Below are 19,699 nucleotides of genomic sequence, written 5' to 3'. Positions count from 1 at the left end.
GCTCCCTCCGAATTAGTGTCTGAAATGACGCATACCTGTTAACACCATCACCATATTGTGTTCATCCGCTGCATCAATGACTTCCTGATCACGGATTGAACCGCCCGGATGAATAACACAAGTCACACCTACTTTCGCTGCCGCATCGATGCCATCACGGAATGGGAAGAACGCATCAGAAGCCATTACTGTGCCTTTCACTTCCAACCCTTCATCTTCGGCTTTAATACCGGCAATTTTCGCTGAATAGACACGGCTCATCTGACCGGCACCAATCCCGATTGTTTGGTTATTTTTCGCATAAACAATCGCGTTCGATTTCACATATTTTGCCACTTTCCAACAGAATAAGAGATCCTGTAGCTCTTCTTTTGTTGGTTGACGTTTGCTGACCACTTTCAAATCATCCAAACCAACCATTCCAAGATCGGCTTCTTGCACCAATAAGCCGCCATTCACTCGTTTGAAATCCAAACGTGGTTGACGCTGTTGCCATTGACCACATTCAAGCACACGTACATTTTTCTTAGCGTGAACCACCGCTTTCGCTTCTTCAGAAACAGACGGCGCAATAATAACTTCTACAAATTGACGATCAATAATCGCTTTCGCAGTTTCTGCATCTAACTCGCGATTAAATGCAATAATGCCTCCAAAAGCAGAAGTTGGATCGGTTTGATACGCACGATTATAGGCTTCTAATAAATCTTTGCCTAAAGCCACGCCACATGGGTTAGCGTGTTTTACAATAACACAGGCTGGTTCTGAAAACTCTTTTACACATTCCAATGCCGCATCAGTATCTGCAATATTATTATAAGAAAGCGCTTTTCCTTGTAATTGCGTTGCTGTCGAAACACTTGCCTCTTTCAACTCTTTTTCCACATAAAAAGCGGCGTTTTGATGCGAATTTTCGCCGTAGCGCATTGTTTGCTTACGAATAAAGTTAAGATTTAATGTGCGAGGAAACTGTCCACAAGGTTCTGCTAATTCCTGTTCATCTGCAGCTTGGTAAGGTTTGACTAAACGACCAAAATAATTTGCAATCATCGCATCATATTGTGCGGTATGTTCAAATGCTTTAATCGCTAAATCAAAACGAGTTTCAAACGTTAAACTATTTTGATTTTGATCCATTTCTGCCAAAATCGCATCAAAATCGCTATTATTCACAACTATCGCAACATCTTTATGATTCTTCGCGGCAGAACGCACCATTGTAGGCCCACCAATATCAATATTTTCTACTGCTAATTCTAAAGTGCAGTCCGCTCTGGCAACAGTTTGTGCAAATGGATATAAATTAACCACCACCATATCAATCGGATCAATTTGATGTTGCGCCATCACTTCATCATCAATACCACGTCGCCCTAAAATACCTCCGTGAACCTTTGGATGTAACGTTTTAACACGCCCATCCATCATTTCAGGAAACTGTGTATAATCGGAAACTTCCGTCACTATCAAACCGTTTTTTTCTAATAATTTTGCTGTACCGCCTGTTGATAAAATTTGTACGCCACGATCAATCAAACCTTTAGCAAATTCGACAATACCGGTTTTATCCGAAACACTAATTAACGCACGTTGAATAGGACGTTGTAATTGCATCATTTTTTCCTTTGTTAGTGATTAAAAAGATGAGAAATTTTGAGGGCATAAGTATAAAGCAAACGTTTGCTTTTATAAATTAAAAGTTTAGGTTTTCCTTAAAAAAAGCAAACCTAAACTTTAAAATGACTAAAGCAAAAATTTAACTTTCTTGCTTAAAAAGACCAGATGAACCTTCAGAGTAATCTTTCGGTTGTTGCTTGATATTGAGCGTTTTTGCTGAAGAATCGTCTTCAATCGCTGTAAATACTGCCTTATCTAAATTTGGCAATAAAGTGGTAGAAGTCGAAGCAAAATGTTGATACAACTTGTGGTAGTCTTGAGCTAAAGTTTTCATTAAATCAGATGCTTCAGTGAAATGCTGCTCAAGTTGCTGTTTTTGTTCAGAAATTGTTTCTTTAGCTTGTTGCAGCTGTTGCTCAACTTGTTTTTGTTTTCGTACACTACCGTTAGTAAAACGAGCCACTAAATAGCCAATAAAAAAGCCGGCAATCAAACCAATCAACAAAATGTGCCACATTTCTTCACTCCAATTTTGCATACAAACTCCTTAATAGCAGCAATGATTAACAATTCCCTAATCATAATGTCTTCGACATAATTTGTCTTGTAGCAATCTTCAATTATTTGTTGTAGTTCACAAAATTTTGTTAAAAAAGAAGAATTGCTTAATTTTTAATCCCTCCTCGCTTAGGATAAACATACTCTGAACGACCATCCGCATTAATATTTAAATACCCCACATCCCCAGTGATAAAGTTTCCGGTCACTGTGCCATAAGAACAACCGGCTATCGGCATATCATATCCCATCAAATCTATCAATAAGGTAGCTAACTGTTGATGGAAAGCAATTTCACATTTTTGGAAAACTGTTTTTACCTTTTGTTGTATCTCTCTATTTGGAGAATAAATCACCAATGGAACAACATAATTATCTGTCGCTTGTGTTCCTTGATTTTGTATTTTTGATGTAACATTTTGTCCATGATCGGAAGTATAAATTAATATCCAATCATCTTTTTCACGTTGACTTAAATAATGATATGTTTGTTGAATAATTTTATCAGTATTAAAAATTGTATTATCATACTCATCTAACTGAGTTTTTCCCTTAAATATTTTTTCATCTTCTGTTAATGCTTCACCGTATACACTGTGAGAACCTCGCTGGTGTAATACTACAAAATTATTACCTTTATCTAAATTTAAGGAAAATAAATGAGGTAATAAATTTTTATCAGGCATTAATTCAGAGATTTTATAACCTTCATCTGTAGGGAAACGTAATATATCAATCCATTTTCTGCCAATTAAATTCATAATCATCATCTGATTCTCAGGCTGACTAGAATAAAAATAAGTTTGATAATTTTGTTGTTTGGCTAAATTAAATAAATTGGTATCTCCTCTCATAATTTGATTCATTCCGTTTGGATGAGGAATTGCATTAAATAATATTGGCAATGAAACTGCTGTCATAAATGCAGCTGAATAAGTTTTCATAATAACCGCATCTGGATGTTGTTTTGACAACTCTTTCAAAAATGGCGTGGTATCCCTATCATAACCAAAATAAGAGAGGTGAGAAGCGGCTTCACTTTCTCCCATAATAAAAACAATATTTTTAATTTTAGGTTCTGTGCTAATAGGTGGTTGTGGGTAAATATATTCCGGAATATCTGATAATTTAAGAACATTATACGGTAATACCCTACCTATAAAATAGCTAAATGAAAAGTAATTTGCTTTAATCCTTGAATAATTAGAGCTTGGAGAAATCCCCAGTTCCTGACTAGTATAGAAAGAACGAATAAAAATATAAATCATCGATAACAAAAATAAAATATCAGTAATTGCATATTTACTCTTATTCTTTCTAAAATAGGAAATTGAGATAAATATAGAAACATCAACCACTCCCCAGATCATACTTCCAAACCATTTCTCATACATCCCCATACCTGCATGAGTGACTTCAGAAAGTTCTTTTAGCATTAAAAAATAATTAGTTCCATTGATCCAACTTTGATATATTTGAAAATGGACATTATTAACAACAACACATAAAAAATAGAAAAAAGCGATTAAGAACTTTGTTATTCTATATTTAGAAAAGAAAAATAGAGATACTAAAATAAATATAATAATATAACTTTCAAAATAGCGTGTTAATGAGGGAATAGAAAATATCTTTCTATATAAAATTTCGCTAAAAAGTAAAATAACACTATATATTCCAATTAATAAAAAATTTTTTAAATTGTTCTTAACAGATAAGTTCATATTAGCCCGGCTCATTCTAATCTTTATTATAAATTGCCGAAGTGTATCAGAAACGACTGTTAATAGAAACAAAAAAGCTTCGCCAAATTGACGAAGCCTGTTCCGAATCTTCAATCTATCTCACTACATTAACGCCACGCTTTGTATTGATTAATTAAGCCGTTGGTTGAACTGTCGTGGGAAGACACTTTTTCATCGCCTACTAATTCCGGAAGAATACGGTTTGCCAACTGTTTACCCAATTCCACACCCCATTGGTCGAAAGTGAAGATATTAAAGATAACACCTTGTACAAAGATTTTGTGTTCATACATCGCAATCAATGCACCTAATGTAAATGGTGTAATTTCACTCACCAAAATAGAGTTTGTCGGTTTGTTGCCGGTAAAGACTTTAAACGGCACGATGTGCTGTACATCTGCAAGGTTTTTACCCGCTTTCACAAATTCCGCTTCCACTTCTTCTTTTGTTTTACCAAAAGCCAATGCTTCGGTTTGTGCAAAGAAGTTAGAAAGCAGTTTAAGATGATGATCGCCTAACGGATTATGTGTTTTTGCCGGTGCAATAAAATCACAAGGAATCAAGGTTGTTCCTTGATGAATTAATTGATAAAACGCGTGTTGTCCGTTGGTACCCGGTTCACCCCAAATAATCGGACCAGTTTGATAATCGACCGGATTGCCGTTGCGATCGACATATTTACCGTTAGATTCCATATTGCCTTGTTGGAAATAGGCAGCAAAGCGGTGCATATACTGATCATATGGCAAGATCGCCTCTGTCTGCGCGCCTAAGAAATTAGTATTCCATAAACCGATTAACGCTAATGTCATTGGAATATTTTTCTCTACCGCTGTATTTCTGAAATGTTTATCCATTTCGTGTGCGCCGCTTAATAACGCTTCAAAATTATCAAAACCGATAGAAAGTGCGATCGATAAACCGATGGCAGACCAGAGAGAATAACGTCCGCCAACCCAATCCCAGAACTCAAACATATTGTCGGTATCAATACCAAATTCCGCTACTGCTTTTGCATTGGTCGATAATGCTGCGAAATGTTTTGCGATATGTGCTTCATCTTTCGCCTTTGCCAAAAACCATTCACGCGCCGAATGTGCGTTGGTCATTGTTTCCTGTGTGGTAAAGGTTTTTGATGCCACCAACACTAACGTGGTTTCCGGATCAACTTTCTTCAATGTTTCAGCAATATGAGTGCCGTCAACATTGGAAACAAAGTGCATTGTAAGGTGATTTTTATATGGTCTTAACGCTTCAGTAACCATATAAGGCCCTAAATCTGAACCGCCGATCCCGATATTAATCACATCAGTGATCGCTTTACCGCTATAACCTTTCCATTCTCCTGAAATAACACGCTCACAGAAAGATTTCATTTTTGCCAATACTGCATTCACTTCCGGCATCACATCTTTGCCATCCACATAAACCGGGGTATTGCTGCGATTACGCAATGCAGTATGCAACACCGCACGATTTTCAGTACGGTTGATCTTTTCACCGCTGAACATACTTTCAATCGCCTCTTTAACAGCAGTTTCATCAATAAGTTGGCGCAATAAAGTTAAAGTTTCATCAGTGAAACGGTTCTTAGAAAAATCGACTAAAATATCATCATTGAATTTTAATGAATAACGATCAAAACGATCAGGTTGCTGTGCAAACAATTGTTGAATAGTGACATCTTTTTGAGCTTTTTGATGTTGCAACAATGCTTGCCACGCTTTTGTTGAAGTTGGATTAATATTTTTCATATGCAATTTTCCTTAATTAAAAATTAATCAATATACTCTACTAATACTCGAGGAGTAAGTTTCGTTACTAATTCATAACTGATTACGCCAATAATTTCAGCTATTTCTTCTATCGGCAATTCTTTACCCCATAAAATCACTTCATCACCGACCTTGTCCTGTGCGTCTGCGCCAAGATCAACTGTCAACATATCCATCGAAACTTTTCCAACGATAGGCACACGCCTACCATTAATATAAACAGGCGTTCCTGTCGGCACATCACGTGGATAACCATCTCCATACCCGATTGCCACCACACCGATTTTAGTATCTCTTTCACTTACCCAACGACCACCATACCCTACCGGCTCACCTTTTTTATGATTACGCACGGCAATCAATGATGATGTTAAAGTCATCACCGGAATTAAATCATAAGCACTGCTCGGTGTGTTATTGGCGGAAATGCCGTACATAATAATGCCCGGACGAATCCAATCCAGATGAGAATCTTTCCAGAACAAGATACCACCTGACGCGGCAATACTTTTTTCACCCTTTTTACCGGAACAAGCCGTTAAGAAACGATCTAACTGTTTTAAAGTATAATCACTATCCAATTCATCCGCACGACTGAAATGACTGATAAAACGGATTTGATTAACATTTTGCGAAGCGGATAACGCTTGATAATAACGCTCGACTTCATCCAACTGCACCCCTAAACGATGCATTCCCGTGTCAATTTTAATCCAGACATTGATCGGGTTTGGCAATTTTGCCGCTAATAACGCCTCCAACTGCTCATCACAATGTACCACTGTTTCCAAATTATTTACCGACAAAATCGGTAAATCGGAGGCGGAAAAAAAGCCTTCTAATAATAAGATAGGCTTGGTAATTCCATTGGAGCGCAAACGTAATGCTTCACCTAAGCGAGCGACACCGAAACAATCTACATTGTCTTGTACAGTCTGAGAAACAAACTCAACACCGTGTCCGTAAGCATTTGCTTTCACCACTGCAATAATTTTACTGTTCGGCGCAAGCGAATGAATTTTTTCTATATTATGTTTAAGGGCAAGAGAACTAATCTTTGCCGTTGCTGCTTTCATATAACTGCCTTATTAATAATGATCTTCATATCCTGAATCATATTGAAGATTGGTAAATTTAGAGAAATTACCTTGGAAAGCCAAACGAACACTACCAATCGGCCCATTACGCTGTTTACCGATAATAATCTCTGCCGTACCTTTAAATTCAGAATTAGGATTATAAACCTCATCTCGATAAATAAACATAATCAAGTCCGCATCCTGCTCAATCGCACCTGATTCACGCAAATCCGAATTGACCGGACGTTTATCGGCACGTTGTTCCAAACTTCGGTTTAGCTGTGACAGTGCGATCACTGGCACTTTCAACTCTTTAGCCAATGCCTTTAATGAACGTGAAATTTCTGCAATTTCTAATGTTCTGTTTTCAGCATAACCTGGCACTCGCATTAACTGCAAATAATCGACCATAATTAATGCCAAACCGTTCGGACTTTCTCGATGAATACGTCTGGCACGCGAACGTAGTTCCGTCGGTGTCAAACCGGAAGTGTCATCAATATAAATATTCTGCTTCTGTTTCAGCATCCCGATACAACTTGCCAGCGCATCCCATTCCGCACCGTCAGATTCGATCTGACCGGTACGCAATTTGGTTTGATCCACCCTTGCCAATGAAGACAGCATTCTCATCATTAACTGTTCCGCCGGCATTTCCAAGCTAAAGATCAACACCGCTTTATCCTGATCCGCCGGTAATGCCGCATTTTCACACAAATTCATTGCAAAGGTAGTTTTCCCCATTGAAGGTCGTGCAGCCACAATAATCAAATCACCTGGTTGCAAACCTGCCGTTTTTTTATCCAAATCGGTAAAGCCAGTGGAAATTCCGGTCACACCGCCATTCGGATTTTGTGCCAACAGCTCAATTTTATTGACCGTATCTTTAAGAATTTTATTCACATTTTGCGGTCCACTTTCTGTGCCTACCATTCGTTGTTCAGAAATCTGCAAAATTTTACTTTCAGCAGTGTCTAAAATATCTTTCACAGCCTGCCCATTAGTGGAATAACAGTTTTCAGATATGGTATTGCTAGCAGCGATTAACTCACGCAAAATCGCTTTTTCTCGAATAATATTGGCATATGCTAAGGCATTAGCGCTATTCGGAGTCTTCTGCGATAACTCAACCAAATAGGAAAAACCACCGACTGAATCACTTAAATCTTTACTATTTAATGACTGCTCTAAAGTAATTAAATCTGCTGGTTTGCCGTAACTTAATAAGGCTTCAATCTCTTGGAAAATAATACGATGAGCATAAGTGTAAAAATCTTGTGCTATCACGGCTTCAGCAACACTGTCCCATAAAGAGTTATCCAACAATAGTGCTCCTAACACTGACTGTTCCGCTTCCAATGAGTGTGGTGGCGTAAATTGTTCTAAATCTTTGTTATTTTTTGCCAATGTTGTCGTTGAGTTTTTAAGCTGAGATGTTCGAGTCGGAGTCCACGCCATACTATTCACCATTTAACTGTACTAAGCGCAGAAGTATAGCAAAAATAACGATAAAACGTGGATCAAAAATAGCGCAAAAGCGTGATTAAAGAAATAAATCGCTAAAAACCTTAACGATTTTTAGCGATTGGTAGGGATTAAAAAATTACTCTTTTTTACCTAATTGAGGAAATGCAGAATTGTTCAATAACAAACCTGTTTCGGTGTAAATGCCTAGCTTGTCACGAGTATCGGTAATATCCAAATTACGCATTGTTAATTGCCCAATACGGTCTTTCGGATCAAACGGTGCATTTTCAATTTTTTCCATACTTAAGCGTTCCGGCTGATAAGTTAAGTTTGGTGATTCAGTGTTAAGGATTGAATAATCATTACCACGACGTAATTCAAGTGTCACTTCACCAGTAATAGCACGAGCAACCCAACGCTGAGCAGTTTCTCTCAACATTAATGCCTGTGGATCGAACCAACGACCTTGATAAAGCAAGCGACCTAAACGTAAACCATTGATACGATATTGTTCAATAGTATCTTCATTATGGATTCCTGTGACCAAACGTTCATAAGCGATATGCAACAATGCCATTCCCGGTGCTTCATAAATACCGCGACTTTTCGCTTCGATGATACGGTTTTCAATTTGATCAGACATTCCTAAGCCGTGGCGTCCACCGATACGATTCGCTTCTAAGAAAAGATCAACTGCATTAGCAAAAGTTTTGCCGTTTAACGCTACCGGAATCCCCTCTTCAAAACGAATAGTAACTTCTTCCGCTTTAATTGCCACGTCATCTTTCCAGAAAGCAACACCCATAATAGGATTTACGATACGAATTCCACTGTTTAAAAACTCCAGATCTTTTGCTTCGTGAGTTGCCCCAAGCATATTTGAATCAGTAGAGTAAGCTTTTTCTACCGACATTTTATAATTAAAGCCATTTGCAATTAAGAATTCGGACATCTCGTGACGACCGCCAAGTTCATTAATAAATTGTTGATCTAACCACGGTTTATAAATTTTCAATTTTGGATTAGTCAATAAACCATAACGGTAGAAACGTTCAATGTCATTGCCTTTAAAGGTACTGCCGTCACCCCAAATATTGACATCATCCTCTTTCATTGCAGTAACTAACATTGTACCTGTTACCGCACGTCCAAGCGGAGTAGTGTTGAAATAAGTCACTCCACCCGTGCTAATATGGAATGCGCCACATTGAATTGCCGCAATACCTTCATTTGCTAATTGGCTACGACAGTCAATTAAACGAGCATTTTCCGCACCGTATTCTTTCGCTTTACGCGGAATAGCATCGTAGTCATCTTCATCAGGTTGTCCTAAATTTGCGGTATAAGCATAAGGAACCGCACCTTTTTGACGCATCCAAAGCAATGCTGCGCTAGTATCTAATCCGCCAGAGAAAGCAATACCAACCTTTTGACCTACTGGAAGTGATTCGAGAATTGTTGTTGACATATTAATTCCTATTAATGAGATGTGTTTGATAGTGTGATAAAACGAACATTTACCGAGTCGCTATTATTCCCTAAAATCAGACAACTGTCTATAAAATTTAAAAATAAAAATGCAGTAAATATGCATAAAAATTCATTTATTTGCATAAAAATATCTTTTTAAACGAAAGCCGTGCGATTCAAGAAAAACATTATAGAGAAGATGATCCGGCTATGCTAAAATCCGAACGAAAAAAATGCCACTTAAAAGATTAAGTGGCATATAAACTAAATAGAGTTTATAAAAATATACAGGAAGTGAAATGAGTAACTTCTCAGTTACTCAGTCTAGAAAATCTAGACTAATATGCAAACACAACATCATACTTAAGAATCTGAAACTCATTAACTAGTAAGGAATGACCAATCATTAAGTATGACGCCATTCTAGGGGTCAACCTAACAATAGACAAACAATTTTTTTTTATCTTTAGCATAAAAAAAACTAATAACAAATAAAATAAATACTAACGAAAAATTTTTATAATGGATTGGAAATTATGGTTAAACGTTTGCCTCCCTTAAATGCCCTGAAAGCCTTTGATGCCGCTGCTAGACATTTAAGTTTCACCAAAGCTGCAGAAGAGCTATTTGTTACTCAAGCCGCCATTAGTCACCAAATAAAAATTTTAGAAGATTTTTTAGGTACTGCTCTTTTTTTGCGCAAAAATCGTACACTTGAACTCACTGAAGCAGGCAAAATTTATTTTTTTGACGTTGCCAACATATTAAAAAAATTAATAGACGCGACCGAACGCCTTACCCGAAATAAAGAACAAAACGTGATCTCGATCAATATTCCGCAAACATTCGGGATGCAATGGTTGGTTCCTCGTCTTAGCGAATTTAATCAACGCTATCCTAATATTGATGTCCGCATTAACGGTGTTGATCAGGATGAAGGTTTATTGACGCAGGAAGTCGATATTGCCGTTTATTACGGTAAAGGTGATTGGAACAGCTTAACCGTAAAACGCTTGAAAGAGGCTCGACTACTGATTCTCGCCTCGCCGGAACTGCTCCACTCTCATCCGATTCATCACGCCGAAGACTTGCGACAGCACACATTGCTGCACGTACATAACCGCGATAACTGGCAGATGGCTTTGAAAGCATTAAAATTAGAAAATATCGATCTGCAACATAATCCGGTATTCAGCCACACCTTTATGGCATTGCAGGCGGCGATTCACGAACAAGGTGTTGTTTTAGCCAATGAACTATTAGCGGAGCAAGAACTTCAGCAAGGCAATCTTCAGGAAGTGTTGCATTTACAACTTCAAGATCCGAAATCATTTTATGTGGTTTATCACCCGGATCGTGAAAATGATGATAAAGTAACAGCATTTCGTGATTGGTTGATTTCAGTAATGGGGCAAGAAAAATAATGTTTAAACGTTTTTTAATTTTCACCGCACTCAACGGCTTTTTTTGTGTCGCTTTCGGTGCATTTTCATCTCACGTATTAAGTGAACAACTTTCCGAACAGGCTCAACATTGGTTACAAACCGGTTGGAATTACCAAGTTTTTCATACATTAGCATTGTTCTGCATTGCTATATTCTCATTATTGCCGTCTAATGATAAAAAATTAACTAAAAAAATTGCTTTTAGCGGTTATTGTTGGCTTTGTGGTATTGTATTATTCTGTTTTAGCTTATATTGTTTAGCTATTACTGGTAATAAAAGTTTAGCGCATCTTACGCCGTTCGGCGGTCTCTGCTTTTTATTGGGATGGGGTAATTTAATCTATACCGGGATACGTTATCCTTTTAGTAAATAACATCGTTCTAACTTACAGGAAAGTGCTATGAATCAAATCATCCTCTATTGCCGTGCCGGTTTTGAAAAAGAATTGGCTGCGGAAATCACTGATAAAGCAGCTAATTTGGGGGTTTATGGCTTTGCCAAAACAGAAGATAAGAGTGCGTTTGTTATCTTTGAATGTAACAGCAAAGAAGATGTACAAGCATTAATAACCGAACTTCCGTTCCATTCGTTGATTTTCTGTCGTCAATGGTTCGCGGTTGTTCAGAAGATGAATTTCGCGGAGAATTCAGATCGAATCACACCGATTATCAAAACATTGAAAGAGTCTTCGTTGAAATTGGAACAATTTACTGATCTTTGGGTGGAAACAGCGGACACCAATAAAGCAAAAGAATTGCTCACATTCTGCCGCAAATTTACCGTACCGCTACGACAAAAAATGAAAACACTAGGCTATTTCAATATCGACACCACCAAACGTTGGGAAAATATTACGCTTCATCTCTTCTTTACAGATTCAGAAAATTGTTATCTCGGTTACTCTTATAACAACAACCACTCTCCTGATTTTATGGGTATTAAACGCTTACGCTTCCCACATTCTGCACCTAGTCGTTCTACCTTAAAATTGGAAGAAGCAATTAAGACATTTCTCTCTCCAAAGGAGCAATCTGCACGTTTAACCGAACATCATTATGCGGTTGATTTAGGCGCTTGCCCGGGTGGTTGGACCTATCAGCTTGTGCGCCGTGGGCTTTTCGTCTACGCGGTTGATCACGGTAAAATTGATGAAAGTTTAATGGAAAGCGGTCGTGTTGAACACTGCTCGGAAGACGGCTTCAAATTTGAACCACCTGTCGATCACCATATTGACTGGTTGGTTTGTGATATGGTCGAACAACCGATTCGTATTGCCGAGCTTATCGCTAAATGGCTAACCAGAGGCTGGTGCAGTGAAACTATTTTTAACCTCAAATTACCGATGAAAAAACGCTATGAAGAAGTACAAAAATGTATCTTCCTGATTGAGCAAAAATTGCTGGATGAAGGCTTGGATTACAAACTTCACGCGAAACATCTATATCACGATCGTGAGGAGATCACAGTACATATCTATTTAACCAACAATTAATTGAGGAGTTTATGAGTTTAAGAATTGCCGTTGTCGGCGCCGGCGGTCGTATGGGGCGCCAACTAATTCAAGCCATCAGCAAAGCGGACGGAGTGCAGCTCACTGCCGCATTTGAAAGAGAAGGTTCAAGCTTGGTCGGCAGCGATGCCGGCGAGCTTGCCGGTATCGGACATAACGGCATTACCGTTTCCGATAATTTGGCACAGCAGGCAGATAATTTTGATGTTTTAATCGATTTCACTCGTCCGGAAGGCACATTGGCGCATTTAGCCTTCTGTAGTGCCAATAATAAAAAAATGGTTATTGGCACTACCGGTTTTGATGAACAGGGAAAACAGGCAATTAAACAAGCTGCCGAAAAAATCGGCATTGTCTTTGCTTCAAATTACAGTGTCGGCGTAAACCTTGTGTTCAAACTGTTGGAAAAAGCAGCCAAAGTGATGGGCGATTATTGCGATATCGAAATTATCGAAGCTCACCACCGCCATAAAGTGGATGCACCTTCCGGCACAGCATTATCAATGGGTGAACACATTGCCAAAGCAATGGGAAAAAACTTAAAAGATCACGCCGTTTATGCTCGTGAAGGCATTACCGGCGAACGTAAACAGGATCAAATCGGTTTTGCCACTATTCGTGCCGGTGATGTTGTCGGTGAACATACCGTTTGGTTTGCCGATGAAGGTGAACGTGTTGAAATTGCACACAAAGCCTCCAGCCGGATGACTTTCGCCAACGGTGCGGTGCGTGCTGCCAAATGGTTGGCTAATCACGACAAAGGTCTGTTCGATATGACCGATGTTCTTGACTTGAATAATCTTTAATCTACGAAACCCAAATCTTGAAATAAAAAATGGTGAAAAGCAAACGCTATTCACCATTCTTATTTTGCTCCAATTTGCTTTTAACTTACTCAACCGTTACCGCTTTCGCTAAATTTCTAGGTTGGTCAACATCCGTACCTTTAATAATCGCCACATAATAGGAGAGCAACTGCATCGGCACGGTGTAATAAATCGGTGCGGTGATTTCATTCACTTTCGGCATTGTGATAATTTTCATATTATCGCTGTCTTGGAAACCGGCTTCCGCATCAGCAAACACATATAATTGACCGCCTCTGGCGCGCACCTCTTCAATATTAGATTTCACTTTTTCCAATAAATCGTTATTCGGTGCAACCACAATCACCGGCATATCGGCATCAATCAATGCCAACGGCCCGTGTTTCAATTCACCGGCGGCATAGGCTTCTGCGTGAATATAAGAAATTTCTTTTAATTTCAATGCCGCTTCCATTGCGATTGGATAAAATTCACCACGCCCTAAGAACAACGCGTTGTGTTTTTCTGCAAAATCTTCTGCCAATTTTTCGATCTGTTTATCGAACACCAACGCTTTTTCAATGTCGGTCGGCACAGTGTGCAACGCTTGCACAATCTCTTTCTCTTTTTCCGGTGAAATGCTGCCGTTCAATTTACCAATCGCCACCACCAACATCAACATTGACACCAATTGTGTGGTAAAGGCTTTGGTTGAAGCCACACCAATTTCCACACCGGCACGCGTCATAAACGCTAAATCGGACTCACGCACCAACGATGAACCGGCAACATTACAAATGGTCATCGCCGCCATATAACCTTTCTCTTTTGCCAAACGTAATGCTGCCAAAGTATCAGCGGTTTCCCCGGATTGAGAAAGCGTTAATAACAGGCTGTTCGGACGTGTAACAAATTTGCGATAACGGAATTCGGAAGCAATTTCCACATCACAACTCACACCTGCCAATGCTTCAAACCAGTAACGCGCCACCATTCCTGAATTGTAGGAGGTACCGCACGCCACAATCTGCACGTGTTTGACATTTTCCAAAATAGATTTGGCTTTGCTGCCGATACTTTCGACAATCACGCTGTCGTGCGCAATACGACCTTCCAACGTATTAATAATCGCGGTCGGCTGTTCAAAAATCTCTTTCTGCATAAAGTGACGGAATTGCCCTTTATCCGCTGCATCCTGTTCTAAATTTGATTCTGAAATCGGACGTTCCACTTTTTCGCCTAAACGGTTATAAATGGTGACGCTGCGGCGCGTAATTTCCGCCACATCCCCCTCTTCCAAGAAACTGAAACGGCGCGTCACGTTCAATAACGCTAACTGGTCGGAAGCAAGGAAGTTTTCACCAACACCATAACCGATAACCAATGGGCTGCCAGAACGAGCAGCAATTAAATGCTCCGGTTGTTGACGATGCATCACAACCATCCCATAAGCCCCTGTTAATTGTGTCACCGCTTGTTGCACTGCTTTTAATAAGTCGTGACAATGTTCAAACTCCCAATGCACCAAATGCGCAATCACTTCAGTATCAGTTTGAGAAACAAATTGATAACCACGTTGTTGTAACTCTGCTTTAAGCTCTTGATAATTTTCGATAATACCGTTATGCACCACCGCAATATCGCCCGACATATGCGGATGCGCATTGGTTTCGGACGGTTCACCGTGCGTTGCCCAACGTGTATGTGCAATCCCTGTACCACCGATTAACGGCTGTTTTTCCACCGCTTCATCCAACGCTTTCACTTTACCGACTCGGCGAACACGTTGTAAGTTATGGTTAGCATCCACCACTGCCACACCGGCGGAATCGTAACCACGATACTCTAAACGGTGTAAGCCCTGAATTAAAATTTCTGCAACATCACGTTGTGCGACTGCACCAACAATTCCACACATAATTTTTTCCTTTTTCAATAAGTTAGTTTGTAGCGGCAATAAGCACGTCTACACCAAGATTTTCAATCTGTTGTTTAATCGCCGCATCAATATGATCATCGGTGATCAAACAGTTAATCTGTTGCCAAGTCAGTTCCAGATTTGGCATTTTGCGTCCGATTTTTTGCGATTCCACCATCACAATCACTTCTCGTGAAACCTCCGCCATAACACGGCTCAAACCGACCAATTCATTAAAGGTTGTCGTGCCACGCTGCAAATCAATGCCGTCCGCACCGATAAATAATTGGTCAAAATCATAGGAACGAAGCACCTGCTCCGCCACTTTGCCCTGAAATGAATCGGACGAGGCATCCCAAGTGCCGCCGGTCATTAATAAAGTCGGTTCATTCTCCAACTGGCGCAATTCAGCGGCAACGCTTAACGAATTGGTCATCACCACCAAGCCCTGTTTTTTATTCAGCTGGCTGATTAATGCGGAAGTGGTGCTACCGGTGTCGATAATAATGCGGTTGTGATCACGAATTTGGGCGGCGGCAATTTTGGCAATAGCCACTTTCTGCGGTGAAAGCGCTTCAATCTCCTCTTCCGCCAACACGTCGGCAGGCATTAATACTGCACCGCCATAACGGCGCAGTAATAAGCCGTTTTGTTCCAATGCGGACAGATCCTTACGAATCGTAACTTCTGATGTTTCAAATTGATTGACAAGCTGTTCAACTGTCACTTCGCCTTGTTCTTCAAGGCATTTAAGAATAGCGTGACGGCGTTGTTTAGTGTTTCTTTTAGTAGCCATTATGTTTTGAATCGCTCCTTTTAAATTTCGAAGCGAAATATAGCAAAATAAAAAAACGCTGACAAATGCTATTTCGTTTTAGCAGCAAATTTCTTCACTTTTTGCAAAAGATTAAATGTAAATTTAAGGAAAATTTGTGATTTGGTTAACAGATCTCTAATTAAAAATTTAACAAGAAAGCGGTGTAGTTTTATGATGTCAAATGAAGTGTCTATTTATTAAATTCGTTGAAAATAAGGAGCTAAAAATGAAATTAAATCAGGTTGCCGCTTATTATCGTAAACGTTCGCAATTTATTGTTTTAACTGGAATTCTCTTGGGGGGGGGTATTAGTCTTTTACCGTTAACAGCAAATGCGGCTGTAGATCAGGCAGCGGTCATAAAAAAAATAGCTGCCGGAGAGGCTCTGACAGATGAAGAACAAACGTGGTTCATTGATACATTCAGCAAATTCAGGTATGACAGTAATGTAAACGCTATGGCTCTTATTCCCGGAGGCGCTAATGGAGACGATAATTTAGTAGTGGGTGGTAACGATAATTATCGTTATGCGAAGACCAAAAATTCTGTTGTTATCGGGAATAATAATAGAGCCGTAGGATATTTTGGCACTGCTGTTGGTGAAGCAAATAAAGTTATGGGACGCAATGGTGTTGCGATTGGGGCACGTAATACAGCGGGAAATTTTAGAAATCCTGTCTTTTCTAATGCCGTTGCTATCGGTTGGGATAATTTTGTAAATGGAACAAGTATCGGGATTGGGCTAAAAACAGTGTCTACAGGAGATGACGCAATTGCTATTGGTAGCCAGGCGGTGGCAGGAACGGACAGGGCATGGGATTTCTTTTTTAATGAGATAGATTATGATCAACAGCCTTACTATCAACAGTTGCAGACGCAGTACCCGGATCTTTTCGGCGCGTATGATGGTACGGAAGAAGGTCTGAATAAAGTACGACAAAATATTTTCGATAAATATGTCGGGTTATTTTATACCTACGGAATTAACAGTTTGGATGACTTAGCAAGAGATAGTGCTGCATCCCATGATAGTATTTTAACTGCATTAGGATGGCAGTATGCATTAACAAGAGATAATGTATCTGCGCCAGTTGCTATCGGGAGATGGTCAAAGGCTTTATCTGATAACAGCGTTGCCTTAGGTGCCTATTCCGCTGTTACAAAAGACGATATGGATGAAACTACAGGGACCTTGAGTAAACCGGCACTGTTCTCCGGTATTACCCTTAGACAGAGCGGTAACTTAGGTAGCGATGGTAACGCAAATGGAGAATATCTAACCGGTGCTATTTCTATCGGCGGTCCTCGCTATGTAGACAAACTTATAAATTTGAGGCTAGAGGTGGTACGAGAAGGCAATTACGTTCGTCAGATTAAACATCTTGCCGATGGGACCGATGAAACGGATGCGGTGAATCTGCGTCAGTTGCGAGGTGTACTCTTTAACGGCATTAAGGCCGGCGATGGTGTAACGATTACAAAACAGGATGATCCGACAAAACCCGACTATGGTACGATAACCGTGGCAGCTGCCAATACGAATACAGGTAATGGAACCTCTACCATTCAATATGAAGCCGGTGATAATGTTTCTATCAAGAAAAAAGAGGGAGCAGATAACACCTATGTTATCTCTGCAACCAATAACGGTGGCGGCACTGATTTTAAAGTGAAAGGTGATATCGGTGAAGCTGCTCAAGTGAAAAGCGGTGATACTTTAAACATTAATGGCGGTGCAACCGGTTTATCTCACAATGCCAATATCGGTGTGGAAACAGAGAAGGACGGTTTGAAGTTAAGATTAGCCAAAGATATTACCACCGAAAGTGTAACTTTAAGCAAAGGTAAGAACGGCAAATCCACCAAAATGGACTCCGAAAGTGTGACTATTAATAACGGCAAACAATCTACTAAAGTCAGCGCTGAAAGTGTTAACGTCAACAACGGCAGCCAACATACCACTGTCAATGCCAGTGGAGTAACCGTAAACAGCAACAACCAAGCTCCAGTCTCTTTAACTTCTCGTGGCTTAGATAACGGCGGCAATCGTATTAGCAATGTGGCTGATGGTGTACAACCAACCGATGCGGTTAATGTGCGTCAATTACATCGAATGAAACAGAAAATGGAAAAACACTCTGACGCTGGTACAGCATCTGCTATTGCAGTCGGTAATTTACCGCACGCAATGCACAGCGGTAAATCAATGATTGCGATTGCGAGCGGCAGCTACGGCGGTGAATCTGCGGTGGCAATCGGGGTATCTCATACAAACGAAAAAGGCAACGTGATTTTGAAACTTTCCGGAACCAGTGACTCCAACGGTAAATATGGTGTCGGTGCCGGTGTGGGTTACGAATTCTAATTCAGCCGATATTGCAATAATTTAAAACAATGGGGTGTAGATCAAACGCCCCATTTTTATGCACTTTTTATGTGATTTTATGCGATAAATTTTTTACACGAAATGAAGAGGAATTTTTGCTGAAAGCGGCAATCCGCTATAAATCCAACACAATATCCTGTTCCAACTGACAACAACAGAGCAGAATTTCATCCGGTTGCAAAAAAGCCAATGGCGGTTGGCGATAACGCACCGAACCTTGCAGCATCTTCGCTCGACAAGCACCGCAATAACCGGAGCGGCATTGATATTCGTGCGCAATCTGATGCTGTTCCAGATTTTCCAATAAAGAGATTTGATTATCGTGCAACAATGTCTGTTGCCGTTGTTTCAAATGCACCTGATAAACTTTCATTGTCTATTTTTATCCTTTTGATAATACAAGAAAAATTTAAACAGTTTCATTAAGGCGATCAAATCCGTTCTCGCAATTGGCGTAAACGGCAATAACAGATAATAGAGCCAACGGTATTTCTGCACCAAGCAACAAGTATATTGCCACTGCTGCTCACCGCCGTTTTGGCGATAAACCGCAATGCTTTGCTCAATTTCCTGATCGGAAATCTCTTCACTGACATAAAGACTATGAATATAAAACAGCAAATCACGTGCCTGTTGTTTATTTAAATTATGGCTGAACACTTTCGATTCAAAATCGATAAAACGCACGCCGTCTTCCAACCAACCCATATCACGAATCGCCGGTCTGCCGTGATAGAGTTTTTTTTGATGTAAATTTGCCAACGCCAACGCGGCATCGTGCAATAAACGTTGTTTAAATTCAGGTGAGATATTTCGATCGTAGATATAACGTTTGACTGACTGCCCAACATCTTCGATCACAAAATAACGCTCACTGACTAACACTAGTTTGGCAACTGCTGCCTGTTTGTGGTTAAGATACTGTAATGTTTTAATCTCTCGTTGCAACGCTGCTTGTGGATTAGGCTTCAACAATCTCATTGCGCCACTGGTGCGCTCCACCTGTTTTAGCCAATATTTTTTACCCTCAAATTGAAAAGGGAAAACCCGTTCTTTCGGGTTTTCCGCTACCAACTTTTCCACATAATCAGAAAAATGCATACTC

General features: G+C 39.8%; 16 protein-coding genes. 5 read left to right on the top strand and 11 right to left on the bottom strand.

Features of this window, described 5'->3' with window-relative positions:
• Nucleotides 1-12: 12 nt before the first annotated feature.
• From purH to argG, 7 genes are all read right to left on the bottom strand, one after another.
• A complete protein-coding gene (purH, locus tag ACXPAV_RS00685) occupies nucleotides 13-1,614 on the bottom strand; it encodes a bifunctional phosphoribosylaminoimidazolecarboxamide formyltransferase/IMP cyclohydrolase (RefSeq protein ID WP_458004372.1) in 1,602 nt (533 codons plus the stop codon).
• Between the two features lie 142 nt (nucleotides 1,615-1,756).
• Nucleotides 1,757-2,155, bottom strand: coding sequence for a Z-ring associated ZapG family protein (locus tag ACXPAV_RS00680; protein WP_039171809.1), 399 nt, complete (start codon nucleotides 2,153-2,155; stop codon nucleotides 1,757-1,759).
• A gap of 127 nt (nucleotides 2,156-2,282) precedes the next feature.
• Entirely contained in the window at nucleotides 2,283-3,899 is a 1,617-nt protein-coding gene (locus ACXPAV_RS00675) for a phosphoethanolamine transferase (protein ID WP_458003705.1), read from the bottom strand.
• Between the two features lie 128 nt (nucleotides 3,900-4,027).
• Nucleotides 4,028-5,674 carry a glucose-6-phosphate isomerase gene (gene pgi / locus ACXPAV_RS00670; protein ID WP_039157229.1) on the bottom strand — a complete coding sequence of 549 codons (1,647 nt, stop codon included), beginning with the start codon at nucleotides 5,672-5,674 and terminating at the stop codon, nucleotides 4,028-4,030.
• A 23-nt stretch (nucleotides 5,675-5,697) separates the two neighbouring features.
• Nucleotides 5,698-6,771, bottom strand: coding sequence for an alanine racemase (gene alr, locus ACXPAV_RS00665; protein WP_458003704.1), 1,074 nt, complete (start codon nucleotides 6,769-6,771; stop codon nucleotides 5,698-5,700).
• A 12-nt stretch (nucleotides 6,772-6,783) separates the two neighbouring features.
• Entirely contained in the window at nucleotides 6,784-8,232 is a 1,449-nt protein-coding gene (gene dnaB, locus ACXPAV_RS00660; protein ID WP_458003703.1) for a replicative DNA helicase, read from the bottom strand.
• A 145-nt stretch (nucleotides 8,233-8,377) separates the two neighbouring features.
• A complete protein-coding gene (gene argG, locus ACXPAV_RS00655) occupies nucleotides 8,378-9,709 on the bottom strand; it encodes an argininosuccinate synthase (protein WP_039134568.1) in 1,332 nt (443 codons plus the stop codon).
• A gap of 538 nt (nucleotides 9,710-10,247) precedes the next feature.
• Here argG and ACXPAV_RS00650 point away from each other — a divergent pair.
• From ACXPAV_RS00650 to dapB, 4 genes are read left to right on the top strand one after another with little or no spacing between them, the layout of a single operon-like run.
• Complete coding sequence (locus tag ACXPAV_RS00650) at nucleotides 10,248-11,135, top strand: transcriptional regulator GcvA (RefSeq protein ID WP_458003702.1); 888 nt, start codon at nucleotides 10,248-10,250, stop codon at nucleotides 11,133-11,135.
• Nucleotides 11,135-11,530: a DUF423 domain-containing protein gene (locus ACXPAV_RS00645; protein ID WP_013745519.1), complete on the top strand. Its 396-nt coding sequence runs from the start codon at nucleotides 11,135-11,137 to the stop codon at nucleotides 11,528-11,530. Before ACXPAV_RS00650 ends, ACXPAV_RS00645 begins: the two co-directional genes overlap by 1 nt.
• A 27-nt stretch (nucleotides 11,531-11,557) precedes the next feature.
• Nucleotides 11,558-12,649, top strand: a complete 1,092-nt coding sequence (rlmM, locus tag ACXPAV_RS00640) for a 23S rRNA (cytidine(2498)-2'-O)-methyltransferase RlmM (RefSeq protein ID WP_458003701.1) — start codon at nucleotides 11,558-11,560, stop codon at nucleotides 12,647-12,649.
• Between the two features lie 11 nt (nucleotides 12,650-12,660).
• On the top strand, nucleotides 12,661-13,473 hold the full coding sequence (gene dapB, locus ACXPAV_RS00635) for a 4-hydroxy-tetrahydrodipicolinate reductase (protein ID WP_039090633.1): 813 nt from the start codon (nucleotides 12,661-12,663) through the stop codon (nucleotides 13,471-13,473).
• Between the two features lie 85 nt (nucleotides 13,474-13,558).
• Here dapB and glmS read toward each other — a convergent pair whose 3' ends face one another.
• On the bottom strand, nucleotides 13,559-15,391 hold the full coding sequence (glmS, locus tag ACXPAV_RS00630) for a glutamine--fructose-6-phosphate transaminase (isomerizing) (protein ID WP_458003700.1): 1,833 nt from the start codon (nucleotides 15,389-15,391) through the stop codon (nucleotides 13,559-13,561).
• Nucleotides 15,392-15,413: 22 nt separating this feature from the next.
• Complete coding sequence (locus ACXPAV_RS00625) at nucleotides 15,414-16,187, bottom strand: DeoR/GlpR family DNA-binding transcription regulator (protein ID WP_039164432.1); 774 nt, start codon at nucleotides 16,185-16,187, stop codon at nucleotides 15,414-15,416.
• A 247-nt stretch (nucleotides 16,188-16,434) separates the two neighbouring features.
• Here ACXPAV_RS00625 and ACXPAV_RS00620 point away from each other — a divergent pair, with 247 nt between their 5' ends.
• Nucleotides 16,435-18,573: a YadA-like family protein gene (locus tag ACXPAV_RS00620; RefSeq protein WP_458003699.1), complete on the top strand. Its 2,139-nt coding sequence runs from the start codon at nucleotides 16,435-16,437 to the stop codon at nucleotides 18,571-18,573.
• Nucleotides 18,574-18,709: 136 nt separating this feature from the next.
• Here the strand turns inward: ACXPAV_RS00620 and yfaE are convergent, their stop codons facing one another.
• Nucleotides 18,710-18,967, bottom strand: coding sequence for a class I ribonucleotide reductase maintenance protein YfaE (yfaE, locus tag ACXPAV_RS00615; RefSeq protein ID WP_013745525.1), 258 nt, complete (start codon nucleotides 18,965-18,967; stop codon nucleotides 18,710-18,712).
• The gene (locus ACXPAV_RS00610) at nucleotides 18,964-19,695 is read right to left on the bottom strand and encodes a kinase (RefSeq protein ID WP_458003698.1); all 732 of its coding nucleotides are present in this window, start codon (nucleotides 19,693-19,695) and stop codon (nucleotides 18,964-18,966) included. Before ACXPAV_RS00610 ends, yfaE begins: the two co-directional genes overlap by 4 nt.
• Nucleotides 19,696-19,699 lie beyond the last annotated feature (4 nt).

The sequence above is a fragment of the Gallibacterium sp. ZY190522 genome (genome assembly GCF_054166015.1).
This window is presented reverse-complemented; position numbering and strand designations above follow the sequence as displayed.

Excerpts from the sequence above, each read along its gene's own strand:
- purH (WP_458004372.1), bottom strand. The coding sequence starts at position 1,614 with ATGCAATTACAACGTCCTATTCAACGTGCGTTAATTAGTGTTTCGGAT.
- ACXPAV_RS00680 (WP_039171809.1), bottom strand. The coding sequence starts at position 2,155 with ATGCAAAATTGGAGTGAAGAAATGTGGCACATTTTGTTGATTGGTTTG.
- ACXPAV_RS00675 (WP_458003705.1), bottom strand. The coding sequence starts at position 3,899 with ATGAACTTATCTGTTAAGAACAATTTAAAAAATTTTTTATTAATTGGA.
- pgi (WP_039157229.1), bottom strand. The coding sequence starts at position 5,674 with ATGAAAAATATTAATCCAACTTCAACAAAAGCGTGGCAAGCATTGTTG.
- alr (WP_458003704.1), bottom strand. The coding sequence starts at position 6,771 with ATGAAAGCAGCAACGGCAAAGATTAGTTCTCTTGCCCTTAAACATAAT.
- dnaB (WP_458003703.1), bottom strand. The coding sequence starts at position 8,232 with ATGGCGTGGACTCCGACTCGAACATCTCAGCTTAAAAACTCAACGACA.
- argG (WP_039134568.1), bottom strand. The coding sequence starts at position 9,709 with ATGTCAACAACAATTCTCGAATCACTTCCAGTAGGTCAAAAGGTTGGT.
- ACXPAV_RS00650 (WP_458003702.1), top strand. The coding sequence starts at position 10,248 with ATGGTTAAACGTTTGCCTCCCTTAAATGCCCTGAAAGCCTTTGATGCC.
- ACXPAV_RS00645 (WP_013745519.1), top strand. The coding sequence starts at position 11,135 with ATGTTTAAACGTTTTTTAATTTTCACCGCACTCAACGGCTTTTTTTGT.
- rlmM (WP_458003701.1), top strand. The coding sequence starts at position 11,558 with ATGAATCAAATCATCCTCTATTGCCGTGCCGGTTTTGAAAAAGAATTG.
- dapB (WP_039090633.1), top strand. The coding sequence starts at position 12,661 with ATGAGTTTAAGAATTGCCGTTGTCGGCGCCGGCGGTCGTATGGGGCGC.
- glmS (WP_458003700.1), bottom strand. The coding sequence starts at position 15,391 with ATGTGTGGAATTGTTGGTGCAGTCGCACAACGTGATGTTGCAGAAATT.
- ACXPAV_RS00625 (WP_039164432.1), bottom strand. The coding sequence starts at position 16,187 with ATGGCTACTAAAAGAAACACTAAACAACGCCGTCACGCTATTCTTAAA.
- ACXPAV_RS00620 (WP_458003699.1), top strand. The coding sequence starts at position 16,435 with ATGAAATTAAATCAGGTTGCCGCTTATTATCGTAAACGTTCGCAATTT.
- yfaE (WP_013745525.1), bottom strand. The coding sequence starts at position 18,967 with ATGAAAGTTTATCAGGTGCATTTGAAACAACGGCAACAGACATTGTTG.
- ACXPAV_RS00610 (WP_458003698.1), bottom strand. The coding sequence starts at position 19,695 with ATGCATTTTTCTGATTATGTGGAAAAGTTGGTAGCGGAAAACCCGAAA.